The organism is Streptomyces sp. NPDC034037, assembly GCF_055575715.1.
On the sequence record NZ_JBVISC010000012.1, the window covers coordinates 12656 to 33074 of the forward strand.

General features: G+C 73.8%; 17 protein-coding genes. 9 read left to right on the forward strand and 8 right to left on the reverse strand.

Going from position 1 to position 20419, the window contains the following annotated elements:
• Nucleotides 1-257 precede the first annotated feature (257 nt).
• Entirely contained in the window at nt 258-2051 is a 1794-nt protein-coding gene (locus ACZ516_RS30815; protein ID WP_469012846.1) for an AfsR/SARP family transcriptional regulator, read from the forward strand.
• Nucleotides 2052-2102: 51 nt separating this feature from the next.
• Here ACZ516_RS30815 and ACZ516_RS30820 read toward each other — a convergent pair whose 3' ends face one another.
• Together ACZ516_RS30820 and ACZ516_RS30825 are read right to left on the reverse strand one after the other, a co-directional pair.
• On the reverse strand, nt 2103-3092 hold the full coding sequence (locus tag ACZ516_RS30820) for a beta-ketoacyl-ACP synthase 3 (protein ID WP_469012849.1): 990 nt from the start codon (nt 3090-3092) through the stop codon (nt 2103-2105).
• A 35-nt stretch (nt 3093-3127) separates the two neighbouring features.
• The gene (locus tag ACZ516_RS30825) at nt 3128-3613 is read right to left on the reverse strand and encodes a hypothetical protein (RefSeq protein ID WP_469012851.1); all 486 of its coding nucleotides are present in this window, start codon (nt 3611-3613) and stop codon (nt 3128-3130) included.
• 416 nt (nt 3614-4029) lie between these two features.
• On the opposite strand from ACZ516_RS30825, the gene ACZ516_RS30830 reads away from it, so the two are divergent.
• Nucleotides 4030-4695 carry an RNA polymerase sigma factor gene (locus tag ACZ516_RS30830; RefSeq protein ID WP_361085775.1) on the forward strand — a complete coding sequence of 222 codons (666 nt, stop codon included), beginning with the start codon at nt 4030-4032 and terminating at the stop codon, nt 4693-4695.
• Nucleotides 4695-5843, forward strand: a complete 1149-nt coding sequence (locus ACZ516_RS30835; RefSeq protein ID WP_469012854.1) for a hypothetical protein — start codon at nt 4695-4697, stop codon at nt 5841-5843. The genes ACZ516_RS30830 and ACZ516_RS30835 overlap by 1 nt, the downstream gene beginning before the upstream one ends.
• Before the next feature lie 905 nt (nt 5844-6748).
• Here ACZ516_RS30835 and ACZ516_RS30840 read toward each other — a convergent pair.
• On the reverse strand, nt 6749-7612 hold the full coding sequence (locus ACZ516_RS30840) for a L,D-transpeptidase family protein (RefSeq protein WP_469012856.1): 864 nt from the start codon (nt 7610-7612) through the stop codon (nt 6749-6751).
• A 64-nt stretch (nt 7613-7676) separates the two neighbouring features.
• On the opposite strand from ACZ516_RS30840, the gene ACZ516_RS30845 reads away from it, so the two are divergent.
• Nucleotides 7677-9257, forward strand: a complete 1581-nt coding sequence (locus ACZ516_RS30845; protein WP_469012857.1) for an acyl-CoA mutase large subunit family protein — start codon at nt 7677-7679, stop codon at nt 9255-9257.
• Between the two features lie 16 nt (nt 9258-9273).
• On the opposite strand, the gene ACZ516_RS30850 is transcribed toward ACZ516_RS30845, so the two are convergent.
• Nucleotides 9274-9744 carry a MarR family winged helix-turn-helix transcriptional regulator gene (locus ACZ516_RS30850; RefSeq protein ID WP_358701854.1) on the reverse strand — a complete coding sequence of 157 codons (471 nt, stop codon included), beginning with the start codon at nt 9742-9744 and terminating at the stop codon, nt 9274-9276.
• A complete protein-coding gene (locus ACZ516_RS30855) occupies nt 9741-11210 on the reverse strand; it encodes an FAD-dependent monooxygenase (RefSeq protein ID WP_469012860.1) in 1470 nt (489 codons plus the stop codon). The genes ACZ516_RS30850 and ACZ516_RS30855 overlap by 4 nt, the downstream gene beginning before the upstream one ends.
• A 29-nt stretch (nt 11211-11239) precedes the next feature.
• Between ACZ516_RS30855 and ACZ516_RS30860 the strand changes: the two genes are divergently transcribed.
• Nucleotides 11240-11896 carry a TetR/AcrR family transcriptional regulator C-terminal domain-containing protein gene (locus ACZ516_RS30860; RefSeq protein ID WP_469013042.1) on the forward strand — a complete coding sequence of 219 codons (657 nt, stop codon included), beginning with the start codon at nt 11240-11242 and terminating at the stop codon, nt 11894-11896.
• Here ACZ516_RS30860 and ACZ516_RS30865 read toward each other — a convergent pair.
• The 3 genes from ACZ516_RS30865 to ACZ516_RS30875 are packed head-to-tail and all read right to left on the reverse strand — an operon-like array spanning nt 11880 to nt 15390.
• The gene (locus ACZ516_RS30865) at nt 11880-13031 is read right to left on the reverse strand and encodes an acyltransferase family protein (RefSeq protein WP_469012862.1); all 1152 of its coding nucleotides are present in this window, start codon (nt 13029-13031) and stop codon (nt 11880-11882) included. The genes ACZ516_RS30860 and ACZ516_RS30865 overlap by 17 nt on opposite strands.
• Nucleotides 13028-14413, reverse strand: coding sequence for a polysialyltransferase family glycosyltransferase (locus ACZ516_RS30870; protein ID WP_361077630.1), 1386 nt, complete (start codon nt 14411-14413; stop codon nt 13028-13030). The genes ACZ516_RS30865 and ACZ516_RS30870 overlap by 4 nt, the downstream gene beginning before the upstream one ends.
• Nucleotides 14413-15390 (reverse strand): glycosyltransferase family 2 protein, encoded by a 978-nt coding sequence (locus ACZ516_RS30875; RefSeq protein WP_361077627.1) that lies wholly within the window; start codon nt 15388-15390, stop codon nt 14413-14415. The genes ACZ516_RS30870 and ACZ516_RS30875 overlap by 1 nt, the downstream gene beginning before the upstream one ends.
• A 198-nt stretch (nt 15391-15588) precedes the next feature.
• Here ACZ516_RS30875 and ACZ516_RS30880 point away from each other — a divergent pair, with 198 nt between their 5' ends.
• From ACZ516_RS30880 to ACZ516_RS30895, 4 genes are read left to right on the forward strand one after another with little or no spacing between them, the layout of a single operon-like run.
• Nucleotides 15589-16941, forward strand: a complete 1353-nt coding sequence (locus ACZ516_RS30880; protein ID WP_469012865.1) for a DUF6716 putative glycosyltransferase — start codon at nt 15589-15591, stop codon at nt 16939-16941.
• A gap of 32 nt (nt 16942-16973) precedes the next feature.
• Nucleotides 16974-18281: a cytidylyltransferase domain-containing protein gene (locus ACZ516_RS30885; RefSeq protein ID WP_469012867.1), complete on the forward strand. Its 1308-nt coding sequence runs from the start codon at nt 16974-16976 to the stop codon at nt 18279-18281.
• A 13-nt stretch (nt 18282-18294) separates the two neighbouring features.
• A complete protein-coding gene (locus tag ACZ516_RS30890; RefSeq protein ID WP_361077619.1) occupies nt 18295-19245 on the forward strand; it encodes an N-acetylneuraminate synthase family protein in 951 nt (316 codons plus the stop codon).
• A gap of 35 nt (nt 19246-19280) precedes the next feature.
• On the forward strand, nt 19281-20405 hold the full coding sequence (locus tag ACZ516_RS30895; protein WP_469012870.1) for a hypothetical protein: 1125 nt from the start codon (nt 19281-19283) through the stop codon (nt 20403-20405).
• Nucleotides 20406-20419 lie beyond the last annotated feature (14 nt).

Genomic DNA, 20419 nt, shown 5'->3' on the forward strand with positions numbered 1-20419 from the left:
CGCGGCTGACCTGCGCGGACGCCGGAGAAGCGGGACCCGCGGGAGCGATGGCAGGACGTTGCCCATGCAACCTCTTGACACCCGTCGGGAGCGGTCCGGGCGGTCACCCGGGCGCACAATTGCGAGCGCAGGTCCGACGGCCGTCAGGCCGCCGAAGACCCGCTGTCAGAGCTGATCCACGGGGGAGAGCTCACCCCCTTCGCCGCTTCATCCACACGCCGCGAGATCCGCGCGGCGTGTGCGTGGCAGGAGGAACGATGGAATTCCAGTTGCTCGGTCCCGTCGAGGCGCGCCGGGCCGACGGGCCGGTCCCGCTCTCCGGGACAAAGATCCACACGGTGCTCGCGGCCCTGCTGCTGAACCACGGCACCCTGGTCTCCGATGCCCGGCTGAGCACCGCGCTGTGGGGGTGTGACCCGCCGGCGACCAGGAGCGCCCAGATCTACACCTATGCGTCACGGCTGCGCAAACACCTCGGCCCGGAAGCCGATCTCGTCCGCCTGGCCCAGGGGTACCTCATCCGCATCGGCTCGGCACGCCTGGACGTGGAGGACTTCGACCGTGCCGCCCGCCTCGGCCGCGAGGCCCTGGACCAACACCGCTACTACGACGCCTCGACGCACCTGCGGTCGGCACTCGCCCTCTGGCGGGGCTCCGCCCTGGCCAATGTCACCGAGCACCTCGCCGAGCGGGAGCGGCCGAGCATGGAGGAGGCGAGGCTGGTCACGCTGGAGCACCGCATCGAGGCCGACCTGGCGCTCGGCCGGCACCTCGAACTCGTCCCCGAGTTGACCGGCCTGCTCGGCGAGCACCCGCTGCGCGAGCGGCTGCGGTCCCAGCTGATGACCGCGTTGTACCGCTGCGACCGGCAGGCCGACGCGCTCGGCGCCTACCACGCGGGCCGCCGGACACTGGCGGAGGAACTCGGCGTCGACCCCGGGCCGGTGCTCAACGACACGTACCAGGCGATCCTGCGCGGCACTCTCCTGTCAGAGGTGGCGGCCGCCCCGGCCTGGCCCGCCACCTTGCCGCGGCCTCGTCCGGTGCCCGCCATGCTGCCTCCGCAGCCCGCCGACTTCGCCGGGCGCCGCAGCGAACTGAGCCGCATCCGATCGGTGTTGACCGGGCGGCCCGGTCGATCCGGCACGGTCCTGTTGACCGGCATGCCTGGCATCGGCAAGAGCACGCTGGCGGTTCGGGCCGCACATGTCTGCCGGCCGGACTTCCCCGACGGCCAGCTCTACGCCGACCTCAGACGCCCGGACGGTTCCCCGCGGAGCCCGTGGGAGGTGCTCTCGCGCTTCCTGCGGGCACTCGGCGCCGCCCCCGCGGACTCCGCCGACCTCGATGAACTGGTCGGCCTCTACCGCACCCACACGGTCGGGAAACGGCTGCTGGTGGTGCTCGACCGGGCCGCCGGCGACCGGCAGATCGCCCCTCTGCTGCCCAGCGATCCCGGGATCGGCCTGATCGTCACCAGCCGGACGCATCCCGCCGCGTTGCCCGGCGGGGTGGCGCTGGCCGTGCCGCTGCTCGGGGCCACCGAAGCGCTGGAGTTCCTCGGCGCGCTGGCGGGCCCCGAACGGATCCAGGAGAACGCCGACGCCACCCGGGCGATCATCGAGGCCTGTGCCGGCCTGCCGCTCGCGCTGCGGGTCTGCGGGATGCGGCTCGCCGCCCACGCGCACTGGTCCACGGGCAGACTGGCCCGCCGCCTGTCCGTGCCGCGGGACCGCCTGGAGGAGCTGAGCTTCGGCGAACTCGACGTGGAGCAACGGCTGCTGAGCTCGCTCATGGGCCTCGACCAGCGGGCCAGAGGCGCCCTGCCGAGGCTGGCCGCCCTGCCCGTGGCGAGGTTCCCGGCCGAGGCCGCCGCTCTGGCCCTGGGCACCGCGGTGGGCCCGGCCGAGCAGGTGCTGGACGACTTGGTCGAGGCCCGGTTGCTGGAGGTGAGCACCGGCAGCCGCCCCCAGTACGGCTTCCACGAGCTGGTACGGCTGTTCGCCCGCGCCCTCCCGGCGCCCGCGACGGCGGTCCGCTCGGTCGCCTGACCGCACCCCGGTCGGCCCGCCGTCACCGGCACGCCGACCGGGAACCGGCCGTCACGGCAGCAGCACGACCTGAGCCGCCCAGGAGAGCCCCGCACCGAACGCCGTGAGCAGCGCACGGCCGCCGGGGGCCACGGCCCCGGTCTCTCGGAGGCGGTCGAGGGCCAGGGGAACGGAGGCGGAGGAGGTGTTGCCGGCGTACTGGATGTCCCGCGCCACGGCGACCCGCGGCGGCAGGCCCAGCCGAGTGGCCAGCGCGTCGGTGATCCGCAGATTGGCCTGATGGGGGACGAACGCCGCCAGGTCGGCCGCGTGCACCCCGGCGGCGGACAGGGCCTGTTCGGCGACCGCGGGGATCCGTTCGACCACCCAGCGGAACACCTCGGGGCCGGCCATCCGCATCGTCGGCCAGGGCAGGCTCGGGTCGTCGCGGTGCTCCACCCAGGTCGCCGAATGCGCGATGAGCTGTCGCTGCCCGCCGTCCGCGCCCCACACCGTCGGTCCGATGCCGCCCTCGGGGCCCGGTCCCACGACCACGGCGCCGGCACCGTCGGCGAAGAGGAACGCGGTGGAGGCGTCGCACGGGTCGACGATGTCGCTCATCTTGTCGGAGCCCACCAGGAGCACGTGCTCGGCCGTGCCGCTGCGCACGAGCCCGTCGGCCACGCCCAGCCCGTAACAGAAGCCCGCGCAGGCCGCGTCGAGATCGAGCGCCGCCGACCCGGTGCCGAGCCGGTGGGCCACCTCCGGGGCGCCGCCCGGGCTCTGCCGGACGTGGGACATGCTCGTCAGCAGCACCATGTCCACCCGGCCCGGAGTCAGACCGGACTCGGCCAGCGCCTTGCGGGCGGCCTCGACGGCCATGTCCATCACCGTCTCACCGGGATCCGCGTAACGGCGCTCGACGATGCCGGTACGGCGGCGGATCCAGGCGTCGGAGCGGCCCGTACGGGCCTCGAACTCGTCGTTCCCGACAATCCGCCGCGGCCGGTAGGTGCCGATCCCCAGAATGCGGGCGCCTCGTACGGGATCTTGTGTCGTCATGTCGCTCGAGTGTGGGAGGCGTCCCTATCCTGCGCCTATACGTCCGGGTCCCCCACCCGGCCGCCCATGCGGAGGAAGGCGCGGCCGCGCAGTACCGGCACGCCCTGGCGCTGCTCGACGCCCTCGGAGTCCGTGGCGGAGACGGTGGTGAAGCGCCCTTGCGCGGTGCTGAGCCAGAACCGGTCGTCGAACGAGAGGGTCTCCCCTTCCCTGTACAGCGCCCCGCGCAGCCGTCCGCGCCGGAACACCACCTCGGGCGGGGCCGTCCGGCCGCCTTCGCGCACGCCCCAGGCCAGGGTGAACCGGCGGCCGCCTCCCGTGGCACAACAGGCGCCGCGCAGCGTGCCGGACATCAGAGGACTGGGCACCACCACGTCGACGAGGGCTCCGGCGACGTACACCTCCAGGGCGATGCGCCCCAGGGAGGCCGGGCCGAGCCGCACCAGCCAGGGCGCGTCCCCGAGCCCCGCCCACTTCTGGTGGAGGGGACGGGGAGGTTCCTGGTTCCGCAAGATGTCCACCGCAGATGTCCTCCGCTGCCGCCGTCGTCGCCCGTCGCACGGGTGCCGCCCCGAGTCTGGCCGGTGGGATGCGCCGATTCGCCCCTACCAGCATCCGACTTCGTGGTGGTGCTGGTGCCACCGGACAACGGGGCGCCGGCACGGAAGCGGACTTCGTCACCGGTGGTCCGGGTGGCGGAGCGAGCGACCGACCGAGGCCGCCACCCCCCACAGGAGAGGCCTCGGCCGGCGCACGGCACGGACCGGCGTGCGGTCCGTACTCTCTTCAGCGCCGTGCGTGCGTTTTGTGTCACACCGCTTTCCGTCACCTGCTGGTTGCAGGTTGTACAAACATGGACTTAGGCCCTGACAAGGCCGTACCGTGCTGCTTCGCGCCGCGGCCGGGCGCAGATCTCCGAGTGGGCGGGATTGAGAGAGTGCTGGGGGACGACGCGGAGCTGACCGCCGCGGTGCTTGCGGCGCAGGACGGGGACGAGACCGCGTTCCGGACTGTGTACCGCGCCGTGCACCCACGGCTGCTGGGATACGTACGCACGCTGGTCGCCGACGCGGACGCCGAGGACGTCGCCTCCGAGGCCTGGTTGCAGATAGCGCGCGACCTGGACCGGTTCAGCGGCGACGCCGACCGGTTCCGGGGCTGGGCGGCCCGCATCGCGCGCAACCGCGCCCTGGACCACATACGCATGCGGGGCCGCCGCCCCGCGACAGGCGGCGACGAGTCGGAGCTGACCGGCAGGCCCGGCGAGGCCGACACCGCCGGGGAGGCGATGGAGTCCCTCGCCACCGGCGAGGCGCTGGCCCTGATAGCGAAGCTCCCGCAGGACCAGGCCGAGGCCGTGGTGCTCAGGGTCGTCGTCGGCCTCGACGCCAAGACCGCCGCCCAGACCCTCGGCAAGCGCCCCGGAGCCGTCCGCACGGCTGCCCACCGGGGGCTGAAACGGCTCGCCGAACTGCTCGGCGCGGACCCCGCCGACCCCGCGAGCGCCCTTGACGCCGTACCCCCTCAGAGAGAGCCGCGCGAGCGCGCGGGGACGTCCGCCGGTGTGACGCAAACGCGTACGCGGACGCAGAAGGACATGTGATGGCCGACGAGCAGGACAAGTGGCTGGACCGCGAGGCCGCGGAGCGTTTGCTGCGCGGTGAGCCCCTCGGTGCCGTCGACCCTCACGCACGTGCCCAGGCCGACCGGCTGGCCCGGGCGCTCGGCGCGCTGGCCGCCACGGACCCGTCGGCGGCGCCCGGCGGCAGTGGCTCCGCGCCCGGCGAACTCCCGGGCGAGGCCGCCGCGCTGGCCGCGTTCCGCGCCGCCCGGAGCGGCTCCGCGAAGGACGCCCGGGCCTCGGCCGCGTACGCGACGTCCGCCCATGAGGCCGCCGCGGTCGAGACCGTACGCCGGAGCCGGGACGCCGATCGCCCGCGGCCCAGCCGCTGGGGCAGGCCGGTGCGTTTCGCGCTCGCCGCGACGCTCGCGGCCTGCATGGCCGGCGGTGTCGCCGTGGCGGCGGGGACGGGCGTGCTGTCGTCGCCGTTCAGCGGGCACGACGCTCCGGCCCCCGCCTCGTCCGTGTCGGCGGCCGCCACTCCCGAGGCGTCCCGGACCACACCGTCGGCCGAGCCCGAAGAGCCGTCCGAGAAGCTGCTGCCGGACGGCACGGCGCCGCCCGGTGAGGGACCCACGCGTGAGCCCCACACCCGTACGCCCCCCGAGGCGGAGGCCGGCGGCGAGCACCCCGGCGCTGCCACACCGCTCCCGGACGCCGAGGGGACGCCGCCCGTCGGCGGCGACACCAAAAAGTGGCACCGCAAGGTGATCTCCGCCTGCCGCGACTACCGCAGCGGCGTCCTCCAGGGCGACAAGCGACGCCGCCTAGAAGAGGCCGCCAAGGGCTCCTCCCGGGTGGAGGACTTCTGCGGCCGAATCCTCGGCGGCACGGCCGGCGGCGTCCGCCACGGCGGCGGTGCCCAAGGTGGCGGCCAGAGCGGCGGCGGCCGAAGCGGCGGAGACGGCGGCAGCTCGGGCGGCGAGGCGGGCGGCGGGGCCGGTGGCAGCTCGGGCGGCGAGGCAGGTGGCAGCTCGGGCGGCGAGGCGGGCGGCGGGGCCGGCGGCGGCTCGGGCGGCGAGGCAGGTGGCAGCTCGGGCGGCGACACCATCCCGGCCCCCGGCCTCCCACACCCCACCCCCACCACCGCCTACAGCGCCCTACCGCACTTTCCCCACCCCTCGCGCTGACCCCCGCCCGGACGGACCACACCCCGAGCCCCGGCACGCGGCACACCGCCCTGCCACGCTGGCCCCCGCCCGACGAATCGCGTCCCGCACCCCGAGCCACGGCGCCCGACACACCCCTCTGCCGCGCCTCCCCGCCTGCCGCGCTGACCCCCGCCCGGCAAAATCGCGTCCCGCACCCCGGCCCACGGCGCCCGACCCACCGCTCTGCCGCACCAGCCCCTGCCTGCCCGGCGGACCGCGCCACGGCCCGCTGGGCCGGCACGCGGCCTGCCAAACCCCCCGCCTGCCACGCTGACCCCCGCCCGGCGCACCCCACCCGGCACCCCGAGCCAAGGCACCCGGCACACTGCCCTACCCCATGACCCAGATAGCGCGGCCTCTGTCACGCGCCGCGGGGCCCGGCAGCCGCCCCTGCCGTACTGTCCCCACCAGCCGCGCCGGCCCCCTCCCGGCGGATCAAGCCCCGCACCCCGAGTCAGGGGGGTCCTGGCACACCGGCCTGCCCCGCCCCCGCCTGTGCGGACCCCGGCGTCCCCCGCCGCAGGTCCCGCCGCACCGCCCTCTCGCGCCGAAAGGCGGCCGCCCCCCGTGCGACCGGACCCCACGCGACCGGACCCACCGGACAAGCAGCGGACACCCCCCTTCGCACCCCCTGTTCATCCCCCTCCCACCCCTCCCCGGAGAAGCCGCCCACCCCAGGTGTGACGTTTTTCGGGGGCGCGGCGCAGTAAGTAGTGAGCCGACTGGTCATCGGCCCGGGCACGAGCCGGGGGTTCCCCCCGTACCTTCGGCTCCGTGCCATCGGCGTGGGCGGGATCTGTTCCCCCGATCCCGCCCACGCCGCTTTTCCCGGGGGACGCCTCTTCGGGGACACCTCCCGGGGGACGCCTCTCGGGAGAGGCCCGCTACTTGTAGATGACGACCCGGTCGCCCTCCCGCACCTGCGCGAAAAGCGCCGCGATCTTCTTCTCGTCCCGGACGTTCACACAGCCGTGCGAACCGCCCGCGTAGCCCCTGGCCGCGAAGTCCGCCGAGTAGTGCACCGCCTGGCCGCCGCTGAAGAACAGGGCGTACGGCATGGCCGTGTCGTAGAGCGTCGAGACGTGGTGCCGCGACTTCCAGTAGACGCGGAAGGTGCCCTCGCGCGTCGGCGTGTACTGCGAGCCGAACCGCACGTCCATCGTGGACACCACCCTGCCGTCGATCATCCAGGTCAGCGTCCGGCTGCCCTTGGCGAGGCACAGGACCCGGCCGGTCAGGCACCGCTTGTCCGGCGCGGGCGCGGGCGCGGGCACCGCCGCCGGCCCGCCCCCACCCGCGTGCAGCTCGGAGCGCGCCGGCTCGCGCGTCATCGCGAGGAGCCGCTGCCACGTGAGCGTGTCGGTCCTGCCGGTGGGAGGCAGGCCGCGCTTGCCCTGGAAGCCCCGGACCGCCTCGGCCGTGACCGGGCCGTACGTGCCCGAGGGGCCCTGGCGGAACCACCCGATCTGCCGGAGCCGCGCCTGTAGCTCACGCACCTGCGCACCCCGGTCGCCCTCGCGCAGCAGCGTCCGCGGGCTCGGACCACCGGGGGGTGCCGATGGGCCCCGCGGCGCCGCCGCCGAGACCCGCGGCGTCCCGTCCGCGCCGACCGCGCCCGCCCCGCCCGACCGCCCGTCCTCCGCGTCGACCGCGACCGCCTTGCACCCCGCGGTCAACGCCAGTACCGCCACGGCCCCCACCGATATCGCGACCCTGCCCATCACGCCTCCGGTGCCTCCGGACAACATTTCTGGGAGTGTTTCCCGGTTTGCCGCGCGTGACGCGTCCCGGCGGCAGGCGCAAGCTGAAGGCATGACACACGAGTCGGAGTCCGGACTGCCCATCGAACCCGTGTACGGCCCCGAGGCCCTCGCGGGCTGGGACCCGGACCACAAGCTCGGCGCCCCCGGCGCGTACCCCTTCACCCGCGGCGTCCATCCGACGATGTACACGGGCCGCCCCTGGACGATGCGCCAGTACGCGGGCTTCGGCACCGCCGCCGAGTCCAACGCCCGCTACCGGCGGCTGATCGAGCACGGCACGACCGGCCTGTCGGTCGCCTTCGACCTGCCGACCCAGATGGGCCACGACTCCGACGCGCCCCTCGCGCACGGCGAGGTCGGCAAGGTCGGCGTCGCCGTCGACTCGATCGAGGACATGCGGGTGCTGTTCGACGGCATCCCGCTGGACCAGGTCTCGACCTCCATGACGATCAACGCGCCCGCCGCGCCGCTGCTCCTCATGTACCAACTGGTCGCCGAGGAACAGGGTGTGCCCGCCTCCCGGCTCACCGGGACGATCCAGAACGACGTACTGAAGGAGTACATCGCGCGCGGCACGTACATCTTCCCGCCGCAGCCCTCCCTGCGGCTGACCGCGGACATCTTCCGGTACTGCGGAGCCGAGATGCCGAAGTGGAACACCATCTCCATCTCCGGCTACCACATGGCCGAGGCGGGCGCCTCGCCCGCGCAGGAGATCGCCTTCACCCTCGCCGACGGCATCGCGTACGTGCGCACGGCGATCAAGGCGGGCATGGACGTCGACGACTTCGCGCCCCGCCTGTCCTTCTTCTTCGTGGCGCGCACGACGATCCTGGAGGAGGTCGCCAAGTTCCGCGCCGCCAGGCGGATCTGGGCCCATGTCATGCGGGAGGAGTTCGGCGCGCGGAACCCCAGGTCGCTGATGCTGCGCTTCCACACCCAGACGGCCGGCGTCCAGCTCACCGCCCAGCAGCCCGAGGTGAACCTCGTCCGGGTCGCCGTCCAGGGCCTCGGCGCGGTCCTCGGCGGCACCCAGTCGCTGCACACCAACTCCTTCGACGAGGCCATCGCCCTGCCCACCGACACCTCCGCCCGGCTGGCGCTGCGCACCCAGCAGGTCCTCGCGTACGAGACGGACGTGACGGCGACCGTCGACCCCTTCGCCGGGTCGTACGCCGTGGAGAGCATGACGGACGACGTGGAGGCGGCGGCGGTGCGGCTGATGGAGCGCGTCGAGGAGCTGGGCGGCGCGGTGCACGCCATCGAACGCGGCTTCCAGAAGAACGAGATCGAGCGCAACGCCTACCGCATCGCCCGGGAGACGGACAGCGGCGACCGCGTCGTCGTCGGCGTCAACCGCTTCCGGCTCGACGAGGAGGAGCCCTACGAGCCGCTGCGCGTGGACCCCGCCATCGAGGCGCGGCAGACCGCCCGGCTGGCCCGGCTGCGCGCCGAACGCGACCGCGCGGCGGTGGACGCCGCCCTCGCCGCCCTGACGGACGCGGCGAAGGGCGACGCCAACGTCCTCCCTCCGATGAAGGACGCCCTGCGCGCCCGCGCCACGGTGGGCGAGGTGTGCGACGCGCTGCGCGCGGTGTGGGGCGTGTATGTGCCGGTCGACGCGTTCTGAGGGGAGCCGGGCAGGCTCAGTGGTGCCAGGCCGAGGCGCCCACGTTGTGGATCATCCGCTGGAGGACCTTCAGGGTGTGGACGTAGTCCTCGTCCGTGACGCCCTCGCGGATCTCCGCGAGGATGTCCCGCTGGCGCGCGGCCACGCGGTCCCGCAGCTCGCGGCCCGCCTCGGTGAGGGCGATGCGGCCCGCCGCGTCCTCGGTGACCAGGCCGCGGTCGTGCAGCGCGCCGATGTTGTGCCGCAGGGCGCTCTCGCCGGTTTCGAGGTAGCCGCGCAGGACCGCCACGACCTCGTCGCGGTCGCGGCCCTCCGGTGGCGCGTCCTGGAGCTGGTTGAGGATCCACCACTGGGGCTGGGTGAGGCCGAGTTCGGCGAGGGCGGTGCGGATGTGGTTGACCACGGCCGCGCCCGCCGCCGAACTCCAGTAGCCGATGGGCTGGTTGAGCAGGTCCGCGTCGCTGTGCGAGTACGTGAAGGTCGTCATGCGCCCGAACGTAGGACCTCAAGTCGACTTGAGGTCAAGCCGCACCGGGCCAGGTAGTCCGCCAGCCCGTCCCGCGCCCGCTCGCCCGCCCATCCGACGTACCCGTCCGGCCGGACCAGGAACAGGCCCGTCCCGTACGGCGCGTACGCGGGCACGCGGTGGACCCGCACTTCCGCTCCGTCCAGCGGCGGCAGCGCGGTGTCCGTGCCCACCGCGAGCAGGGTGAAGTGCGGGCCCCGGAACGCGTCGAACAAGGTCCCCGCGCCGCACGGCCCGTCGGGCGCCCGGTCGCCCGCCCGCAGCGCCTGCGGCGGCAGGCCCGTCCGGGTCTCCACCGCCAGCGACGCCTCGCGGTAGCCGATGCCGAGCTGCCGGGTGGCCGCGCCGCGCCGCTCCTCGCCGCGGTGGATGCGGGTGGACAGGCCCAGCATCGCCGCGGCGTTGGGCCGCCGCTCCTCCTCGTAGGTGTCCAGCAGCGCCTCGGGCGCGCCGTGGCGCAGGACCGCGCCCAGCTTCCAGCCCAGGTTGTAGGCGTCCTGGACGCTGGTGTTCAAGCCCTGGCCGCCCGCGGGCGAGTGGACGTGCGCCGCGTCCCCGGCGAGGAGGACGCGGCCCTCCCGGAAGCGGTCCGCCAGTGCCGCGCGCGGCCGGAAGTCGGAGGACCAGCGGACCTCGGTCACGTCGTCGGCACGCAGATGGGTGCGGGCGGCGACGAGGTCACGTATGCCCGACAGGGAGAGGTCGGGTGCCGTGCCCGCGGGGAACTGCGCGGTCAGCTGGAAGTCGGCGGTGCCGGGCAGCGGGCAGATCGCCGTGTACAGGCCGCTGCCGTCGGCGGCCGGGAACAGGTGCCAGTTGTCGCGGTCCAGCGCGGACACGCGGATGTCGGCCACCAGGATCGGGTTCGGGTCGACCGTCTCGCCCGTCATGGTGATGCCGAGGGCCCGGCGCAGGGTGGAGCGCCCGCCGTCCGCCGCCACCGCGTACGCCGCCCGCACCCGCGTGCCCGTCGACAACTCGGCGGTGACCTGCTCGGCGTCCTGCGTCAGGCCCGTCACGGCCGTGCCGAACGCGACGTCCCCGCCCAGCTCCCGCAGCCGTGCCAGGAGGATCTCCTGGGTGCGCCACTGGGGGAGCATGCGGGCCTCGGCGTACGGGGCGCTCTCCGTGGGCTCCGGCGCGTCGAACATGCGGTGCTCGCCCTGGCGTCGGCCCTCCCGCCACACCATCCCGACCGGTATCGGGCCGCCCGCCGCGAGGACCGCGCCGGCCACGCCGAGGTCGTCGAAGACCTCCATGGTGCGGGGCTGGAGGCCCTTGCCGCGCGAGCCGGGGAAGAGGGCGGGGGCCCGTTCGACGACGAGGGCGTGCACGCCGCGCCGCGCCAGGTCGCAGGCGAGGGCGAGCCCGGTGGGGCCGGCGCCCACGACGAGCACCGACGTCTCCTTAACGCTGTTAAGTTCCATGCCGCAGAGCCTGCGCTTAACGGTGTTAAATTGTCAAGGTGGCTACGACGAAGCTGGACCGCACCCGCGTGGCGCGCACCGCGCTCGACCTGCTGAACGAGACCGGCCTGGAAGGGCTGACCCTGCGCGCCATCGCCCGGCGCCTGGACGTGCAGGCGCCCGCCCTGTACTGGCACTTCAAGGACAAGCAGGCGCTGCTCGACGAGATGGCGACGGAGATGATGCGGCGCATGGCCGACGACTTCCTGGCCGCGCCCGCCGGCGACTGGCGCGAGGCCCTCACCGGCGCGATGCGCGGACTCCGCGGCCACCTGCTGCGCCACCGCGACGGTGCCAAGGTGTTCAGCGGCACCCGCTACACGGACCTGTCGTACGCGGCCCCCCTGGAGGCCTTCCTGCGCACGCTCGTCGCGGCGGGCTTCACGCCGGGCGCGGCCGCCCGCGCCTGGTTCACCGTGTACAGCTACACCATCGGATACGTCATCGAGGAGCAGTCCACGGCCCCCGCCCCCGGCGGCGGCGAGGGCGGCTACGACCTCGCGGCGCGCGCCGCGCGCCTGGCCGCGTACCCGCTGGCCGCGGCGGCGGGCGAGGAGATGTTCGCCGACCACGACCGCGGCTTCGAGGCGGGGCTCGCCGCGGTCGTGGCGGGCGTCGCGGCGACGCTCGTCACCTCGGGGGCGTGAGGTTCCGGGAGAGGCCGGTGCGGATCAGCGGCGTCAGCCGCTCCTCCACGTACCGGTTCAGGAGCCACGCGAGGGCCAGCATCCCGGCGATCGTCAGCCCGAAGGTCGCGTGCGACGGCAGCCCGAGGCCCTGGTGCAGTGCCTCCACCGCCACCCAGCCCAGATGCTCGTGCACGAGGTAGAAGGGGTACGTCAGGGCGCCCGCGACCGTCAGCCAGCGCCAGTTCACCCGGTCCAGGTGGCCGAGCGCGATGAGGAGCACCGCGGCGAAGCCGGCCGTGACGACCGCGATGATCACAGCTGAGGAGCGCTGGGAGAAGAAGGCCGGGTCCGGCGCGTGCCACAGCCCGGCGACCGCGAAGTGCTGGCCGATCAGCCAGCTCACGCCCACGATGCCCCACGCGGTGAGGTCGGCGCGGTCGCGGTGGAGGAGGTACATGCCGATGCCGCCGACGAAGAAGGGCGCGTACTGCGGCATCAGGACCATGTCGAGGAGCGGCTGGTCGGCCCCCGCCGCGATCGCCGCCGCCAGGGTCCACACCGCGCAGAACAGCACCACCCGGGCGCGGGTCGCCCCCGGCAGCACGACGCAGAGCGCGAACAGGGCGTAGAAGCGCAGCTCGGCCCAGAGCGTCCAGCACACGCCGAGCACCCGGTCGGCGCCCAGCGGCTGCTGGAGCATGGTGAGGTTGACCAGCGTGTCGCTGGGGGAGACCGCGTCCCAGGCCACGGCCGGCAGCGCGAAGACCGCCGTCACCAGGACGATCGCCGCCCAGTAGGAGGGCAGCAGCCGGGACGCCCGGGAGGCGAAGAAGGAGCGCAGGGGCCTGCCCCAGCCGCTCATGCAGATGACGAAACCGCTGATCACGAAGAAGATCTGGACGCCGAGGCAGCCGTAGGCGAACCACTCGTGGGCGGTAGGGAACTGCAGCCTGGGCGAGCTGCCCCAGGCCTTGGATATCTCTCCGTCCCGGCCGCCGTAGTGGTAGGCGGCGACCATGAGCGCGGCGATCAGCCGCAGCCCGTCCAGGGCGCGCAGCCGGGGTCTCGCGCGCGCGGGCACGATGGTGGCCGCGCGCGGGGCGGCGCCCGCCCCCGGGGAGAGCTCCGGGAGCGTGGGGGTGGGGGCCGTCATCCGAGCGCGGTCCGCTTGATGGAGCGCTGCACCGAACGGGCCCGGCGGGCCACGCGCCGCACCGCCGCGTTGCGCGGGATGAACGCGAGCTGGGAGGGCAGCGCCCCCGGCAGGGCGAGCGCGGTCAGGCGGCGCCGCTTGAAGTAGCGCCAGGTGCCGGCGCCGAGGTGCTGGGTCAGATAGCGCTCGGCGGCGGGGCGCAGCGCCGGGTAGATCTGCGGCTGCATGGCGAAGCCGACCGCCTTGAGCAGGTCGGTCAGCTCGCCGGTGCCAAGGCCCGGACGCCGCTCCTCGACCGCCGCGCGGTCGCCCAGCTCGGGCAGCAGCGCGTCGACGATCGTGACGGGGACGCGGTTGCTGTTCTGGTAGGGCGCGAGGCGCTCCAGCAGCAGATCGGTGCCGGTGCGGGCGACGGGCAGGCCGTAGAGCGCGGAGGCCGTGAGCAGGGCCGTGGAGAAGCAGCCGATCACCAGCGCGGGCCGCATCCGCTGGTAGAGGACCTCGGCGAGCACGGGGGAGTCGAGCACCGTCAGCTCGACGCCGATCGCCTGTGCCTCCTTCTCCAGGGCGCGCGACCAGCGGGCGGGCGCGGTGGGGTGCGGCTTGAACACCACGCGGGTGTGGCCGAGTTCGGCGGCGCCGCGCACCATGCGGATGTGCAGCTCCTCCTCTTCCTCGGCGGTGAGGATGGACAGCGCCGACAGGTACTGGCCGAGGACGAGGGCGGGCGCCTCGGGACCGGACGGCGCGGCGCCTGCCGACTCGTCGCCGTCCGCGGCGAGTTCCGCGAGCACCTTGACGAAGGTGTCCGTCGGCACGATCTCGGGCCGGACGCCGAACTCGGTGAGCAGCAGCGGGGTGAGCCCCGGTACCAGGTCCAGGTGGAGCAGCCGCCGCACGCGGGTGCCCACCAGGGGGTCGAGCTTGTTGCGGGTGGGGCCGTAACTCATCAGGCCGTCGGCGTAGACGTCCACGGGGGCGCCGGTGAAGATCTGGGTGAGCGCGAGCGCGGGATGGACCTGGATCGACTCGACGGCCAGCTCCACCTGGTCGTCACCGAGGTCCCAGAGCAGCCGCACGTACCGCTCCCACAGGACGACGTCGTCGCCGCGCGGGGACCAGCCGCCGGGGTGGAAGGGGGCGATGGCCTCGTTCCAGGACCGTACGTCGTCGAAGCGGCCGCGCAGCCGCTCGAAGCCCGGCATCCCGTCGAGCGAGGGCGTGGTCTCCGGGGTCGCCGCGTTGTTGCTGACGAGCAGGACGCGGCGGTCGGCGGGGCCGAAGAGGTCGGCGTCCAGGGCGGCGGCGAGCGTCGCGACGCCGTACAGCGTGGAGGCCAGGAAGATCTGCGTGGTGCGCCGGCCGGCGGGTGAGGTCGTCATCACGCGGCCACCTCCGCCGAGACGGGGCGGCGGCGCAGCCTGCGCAGCCGGGTCGCCCGCTGGAGGTCCATGGAGTCCAGCGCGTCGTCAAGGACGCCCTGCGGCATCCGCTTCAGCGCGGCCGCACTCATCGACTTCAATTTGCGTGCCACGGCCGGCTCGAACCTTTCGATGGATCCCAGATGATGGGAGATGATCGCGCAATAGGTGCGCACGGCCTTCGGCAGGAGTTTTTCGGCGTCCCTGTCCGCCGCGGTTTCCCGTACCACCTGGTCGAATGCCTTGATGAAATCGAGCTGGCGCACATCGCCGATCTGGGTCAGCGAGGAGGCGACCCCACGCCGGTAGAACACCCCGAGCAGGCCGACTGCGGCGAAGGATTCGGCCTCGCGGTGCAGCCGCCAGATCCAGGGCCGGTCCTCGGCGGTGCGCAGCCCGTCGGTGAAGTGCAGCAGGCCCGCGTCGGCGAGCCGGCGGTGGTAAATGCCCGCCCAGGCGTACGCGTAGTCGACGGACGTCGAGCGGTCGGCGGGCAGGATCACCTCCCGCGGGCTCATCACTTCGCCGCGCCTGCCGTGCGGGACCCGGTGCACCGTACGGGCCCGGGCGGTGCACTGCACATGGTCGGTGCGTACGAAGTCGCAGCCCAAGTCCTCGATGGACGCCAGGAGTTGCTCGTAGTACCCGGGGGCGAGCCAGTCGTCGCCGTCCAGGAACGTGAGGTACTCGCCGCGCGCCGCGTCGAGGCCGGTGTTGCGGGCGGTCGCGAGCCCGCCGTTCTTCTCGTGTCGGAGGTGGACGGCGCCGGGAAGCTCGCGCGCCGCACGCTCCAGGATGTCCGGTGTCTCGTCGCGCGAACAGTCGTCGACGAGAATGAATTCGAAGTCGTCACGCGCGTTCGCGCGCAGACTCCTCAAGGTGTCGGGCGCGTATTGCTGCACGTTGTAGAACGGCACGATGACGGAGAGCTTAACCACGAGGGTGACGTTAGGTGTCGGCCCGTGATTCGTCTCGACCCGCAGGGAGATGCGAGGTGAACGACGCGTGGCGGAATGGTTAACCCGGCCGCCGAAGAGGCGTTTCCGGAGCCGCTTCGCCATTCGTCGGCACGCTGTTAACCGTTTGTTGCACCTGAGTTGGGCCGCGAATCGAAATCGCTTCCTAGCGTCTGGGACGTGCCAGCAAGTAACCAGAACCCGCCGCGGGTGGCCGTGCTCGCCGACTCCGACACACGATGGAAGTGGGGCGCCCTCACCGCGCACCGCATCGCGTCGGACAGCCGGTCCGGGTCCGACGGCCACCGCCTCAGCGGGTTCCTGCTCCGAGGCCGGGCCACCCCGACGCCCCGGCAGCTCGACGAGGTGGGGGTGCGCGCGGACAGCCTGCGCGAGGTCACCGCCGTCGAGTTCCTGCGCGAGATGGAGCGGGACACGCCCGATGTGATCGTGCTCGCCCTGGTGGGCGGGGCGGTCCAGGCGATGCTGCACGGACTCGCCCGCCTCACCGAGGACGCCCGCCTCACCGGGCGGCCCGCCAAGCGCCCCGTCGTCGTCACCGGCTACGTCGGCGTCGTCTACGAGAAGCTCGCCGACGGCCTCCTGCTGCGGCACGGCGCCGACGTCGTCCTCGCCAACTCCCGTCAGGACGCGGAACGTTTCCGCGCCGTGTACGAAGGAGTGGGCGCCGACGCCTCGTCGGTCACGGAGGCCGCCCTGCCCTTCCTCGGCGGCGCGCCCTACACCGCGCACGACCCGTACACGGTCGTCTTCGCCGCCCAGCCCTCCGTCCCGGAGAGCGCCGCACACCGCGTCTACCTGCTGCGCCGGCTCGCCGAACACGCCCGCCTGCACCCCGAGCGCGAAGTCCTGCTCAAACTGCGCAGCAGGCCCGGCGAGCACACCACCCACATCGAGGAACTGCCCTACCAGAAGCTGGTCCAGCGGCTGGAGGGCGGCCTGCCCGGCAACTGCCGCCTCGTCTACGGGCACATGGGCGAGGTCCTCGACCGCACCGACCTGCTGGTCACCGTCAGCTCCACCGCCGCCCTGGAATCCCTGCACCGGCGCGTTCCCACCGCGGTCCTCACCGACCTCGGGGTGCGCGAGGCGCTCGGCAACCACCACTTCACCGGCTCCGGGTGCCTCGCCTCCTGGGACCAGCTGGACGCGGGCCACCTGCCCGTGCCCGACGAGCGCTGGCTGGCCCGGCAGGGCGTCGCCGCCGACGGCGCCTACGAACGGGCCTTCGACGAGGCGCGGCGCAAGGTCGCCGACCTCCTCGCCGACGCCGCCGCCGGCCGCATCGCGCCCCTGAAGCCGTACTACAGCCTCACCACCGCCCGCGGCTATCTGCCCGGCATCCTCGCCCGCCACCACCTCGGCCCCGACGGCTCCCCGCTGCCGGGCGCCCCCGCCGCCGACAAGGACCCGGGCCCCGTACGGCAGATCGTGCGCCGCGCGGCCCGCGGCGCCTACCGCCACGGAGTACAGCGCGTGGCCCCCGTCATCCGGCGGATGGGCGAGCTGTGAACTCCCACGACCTCCCACTCCCAGGAGTCCCCATGTCCCACCCCGGCCCAGCGGAGCCGCCGGTCCGCCGCGTCCTCGCCGTCATCCCCGCCCGCGGCGGCTCCAAGGGGGTGCCCGCCAAGAACCTCGCCCCCGTCGGCGGCGTGCCGCTGGTGGTGCGCGCCGTCCGCGAGTGCCTGGCCGCGCGGCACGTCACGGACGTGGTGGTCTCCACCGACGACCACGTGATCGGCGAGGCCGCCCGCGCCGTCGGCGCCGAGGTGGTGCTGCGCCCCGCCGCGATCGCCGGGGACACCGCGACCAGCGAGGCCGCCGTCCTGCACGCCATGGACGCCCACGAGGCCCTGCACGGCGCCCGGGTCGACGTCGTCCTGCTCGTGCAGTGCACCAGCCCCTTCCTCACCCGCGAGGACGTCGACGGGGTGGCTGGCGCCGTCCTGGACAAGGGCGCCGACACCGCCGTCACGGTCGCCCCCTTCCACGGCTTCATCTGGCGGGACGCGGCCGACGACGCGGACGGCCCCGCCGACGTCCCCGCGCGGCGCACCGACTCCGTGGGCGGCACGGCGACCCTCGCCAACTCCACCCGTACGCGCGGCGGTTACGGCGTCAACCACGACAAGTCCTTCCGGCCGCGCCGCCAGGACCGCCCCCAGGACCTCCTGGAGACCGGCGCCGCCTACGCGATGGACGCGGCGGGCTTCCGCACCCACAAGCACCGCTTCTTCGGGCACACCGAGCCGGTCCGCACCGACCCGGCCCGCGTCCTGGAGGTCGACGACCCGCACGACCTCGCCCGTGCCCGCGCCCTGGCCCCGCTCTTCGACGCGGAACGCCCCGAGGGCGCGCTCCCCACCGCCGCCGACATCGACGCGGTGGTCCTCGACTTCGACGGCACCCAGACCGACGACAGGGTGCTGGTCGACTCCGAGGGACGGGAATTCGTCTCCGTGCACCGCGGCGACGGCCTCGGCATCGCGGCGCTGCGCAAGAGCGGCCTGCACATGCTGATCCTGTCCACGGAACAGAACCCGGTCGTCGCCGCGCGCGCCAGGAAGCTCCGGCTCCCGGTCCTGCACGGCATCGACCGCAAAGACCTCGCGCTGAAGCAGTGGTGCGAGGAACAGGGCATCGCGCCCGAGCGCGTGCTCTACGTCGGCAACGACGTCAACGACCTGCCGTGCTTCGCCCTCGTGGGCTGGCCCGTGGCGGTCGCGAGCGCCCATGACGTCGTACGCGGCGCGGCCCGCGCGGTCACCTCCCTGCCCGGCGGTGACGGCGCGATCCGAGAGATCGCCAGCTGGATCCTCGGCCCCTCTCTCGACTCCCCCGACAAGTAAGGAACGCCTCACCATGAGCACCACCACCTCGATCGACGCCACCTCCCGTCTGCGTCGCTTCGGCTCCAAGACGGCCGGCCCCGGCCAGCCGGTCTACATCACCGGCGAGATCGGCATCAACCACAACGGTGACCTGGAGAACGCCCTCGCGCTCATCGACGTGGCCGCCGACGCCGGCTGCGACGCGGTGAAGTTCCAAAAGCGCACCCCCGAGATCTGCACCCCGCGCGACCAGTGGGACATCGAGCGCGACACCCCCTGGGGCCGCATGACGTACATCGACTACCGCCACCGCGTGGAGTTCGGCGAGTCCGAGTACCGGGCCATCAGCGAGCACTGCGCCAAGCGCGGCATCGACTGGTTCGCCTCCCCGTGGGACACCGAGGCCGTCGCCTTCCTGGAGAAGTTCGACCTGCCCGCCCACAAGGTCGCCTCCGCCTCGCTGACCGACGACGAGCTGCTGCGCGCCCTGCGCGCCACCGGCCGCACCGTCATCCTGTCCACCGGCATGTCGACGCCGAAGCAGATCCGCCACGCCGTCGAGGTCCTCGGCTCGGACAACATCCTGCTCTGCCACGCCACGTCCACCTACCCGGCGAAGGCCGAGGAGCTGAACCTGCGCGTCATCAACACCCTCCAGCAGGAGTACCCGAACGTCCCGATCGGCTACTCCGGCCACGAGACGGGCCTGCAGACCACCCTCGCGGCGGTCGCCCTCGGCGCCACCTTCGTCGAGCGCCACATCACCCTCGACCGCGCCATGTGGGGCTCCGACCAGGCCGCCTCCGTCGAGCCGCAGGGCCTGAGCCGGCTGGTCCGCGACATCCGCACCATCGAGGCCTCCCTCGGCGACGGCGTCAAGAAGGTCTACGAGTCGGAGCTCGGCCCGATGAAGAAGCTGCGCCGCGTCACGGGCGTCGTCGCCGAGTCCGAGTCGGCGGACGCCGAGCCGGTCGCGGTCTGAGCGCCCACCGAGCACCGGGAGACGGACAGACGACGATGAGCCCCCGCGCCGGCCGCACGGCCGACACCACCGCCCCCTCCACGCTCGCCTTCGTGGAGAGCCCTGTTCAGCTGCTGAACGTCCTGGAGTGGGCGCACGCCGCGGCCGCGACCGGCCCGGCCGGGGGCCTCACCGTCGTCGTCCTGTCGCCCAACGACCCCATGACGCGGGGCCAGTTGCGCCGCATGGCGCAGCTCGTCCGCGACGAGGGCGTGGAAGTGCGCTGGGAGGAGGCGCGCGGCGGCACGAGCGCCCCCTTCCACACGATAGGCGGCCTCGCGGGCGTGCTGCGCAAGGCGGACCGGATCGTCATAGGCGACCCGTTCTCCCGCTACGTACAACTCCTCCTGACGATCACCCGCGCCCGCTCCCTGGTGGTGGTGGACGACGGCACGGCGACGATGGAGTTCGTCTCCCAGCTGGCCCGCGGCGAGCGCCTGGTGCGCTGGCACCGCAAGGGCGGCCGCCCCGGCCCCCGCGACCTCGTCTTCGCCCCGGTCTCCGCCTCGGCCCGGCGCCGCCTCACGCCCGGCGGGGCTCGCACGGTGGAGGTCTTCTCCGCCATGCCGATCGACCAGGCGCCGCCCGGCGTGGAGATCACCGTCAACGCCTTCGCCTGGACGAAGGAACGCTTCGGCCCGCCCCGCATCACGGGCGGCGCCGACCTGGTCGGCACCTCCCTCGTCGAGACGGGCGTGGTGGACCCCGACCGCTACGTGGAGGCGGTCCGCGCCCTGGCCCTGGCCCACGGCGCCCGGCGCTATTTCGCCCACCGCCGGGAGAGCTCCGAGAAGCTCCACCGGCTCGCGGTGGAGACGGGCCTCCAAGTGGTGCGCCCCGATCTGCCGCTGGAGCTGATCGCCCGCCGCGGCCCCATAGGCCCGACGATCCTCAGCTTCCCCTCCACGGTCGTCCACACCCTGCCGCTGGCCCTCGCGGGCACCGGGGTGAAGGTGGCGGTCTGCGACATCGACCCGGCCTGGCTCACGGAGAACGCCTCGCCGCGCGCCCAGGGCTTCCTGTCCGGCGTGACGGGCACGGCCCGGGACGTGCACCGCCTGACGTCGGTCATCACCTCGGCCGGCGGCCCGAGGGGTGTGGGGTCCCCGGCGGCCGGGTGAGCCGAGCAAGGCCC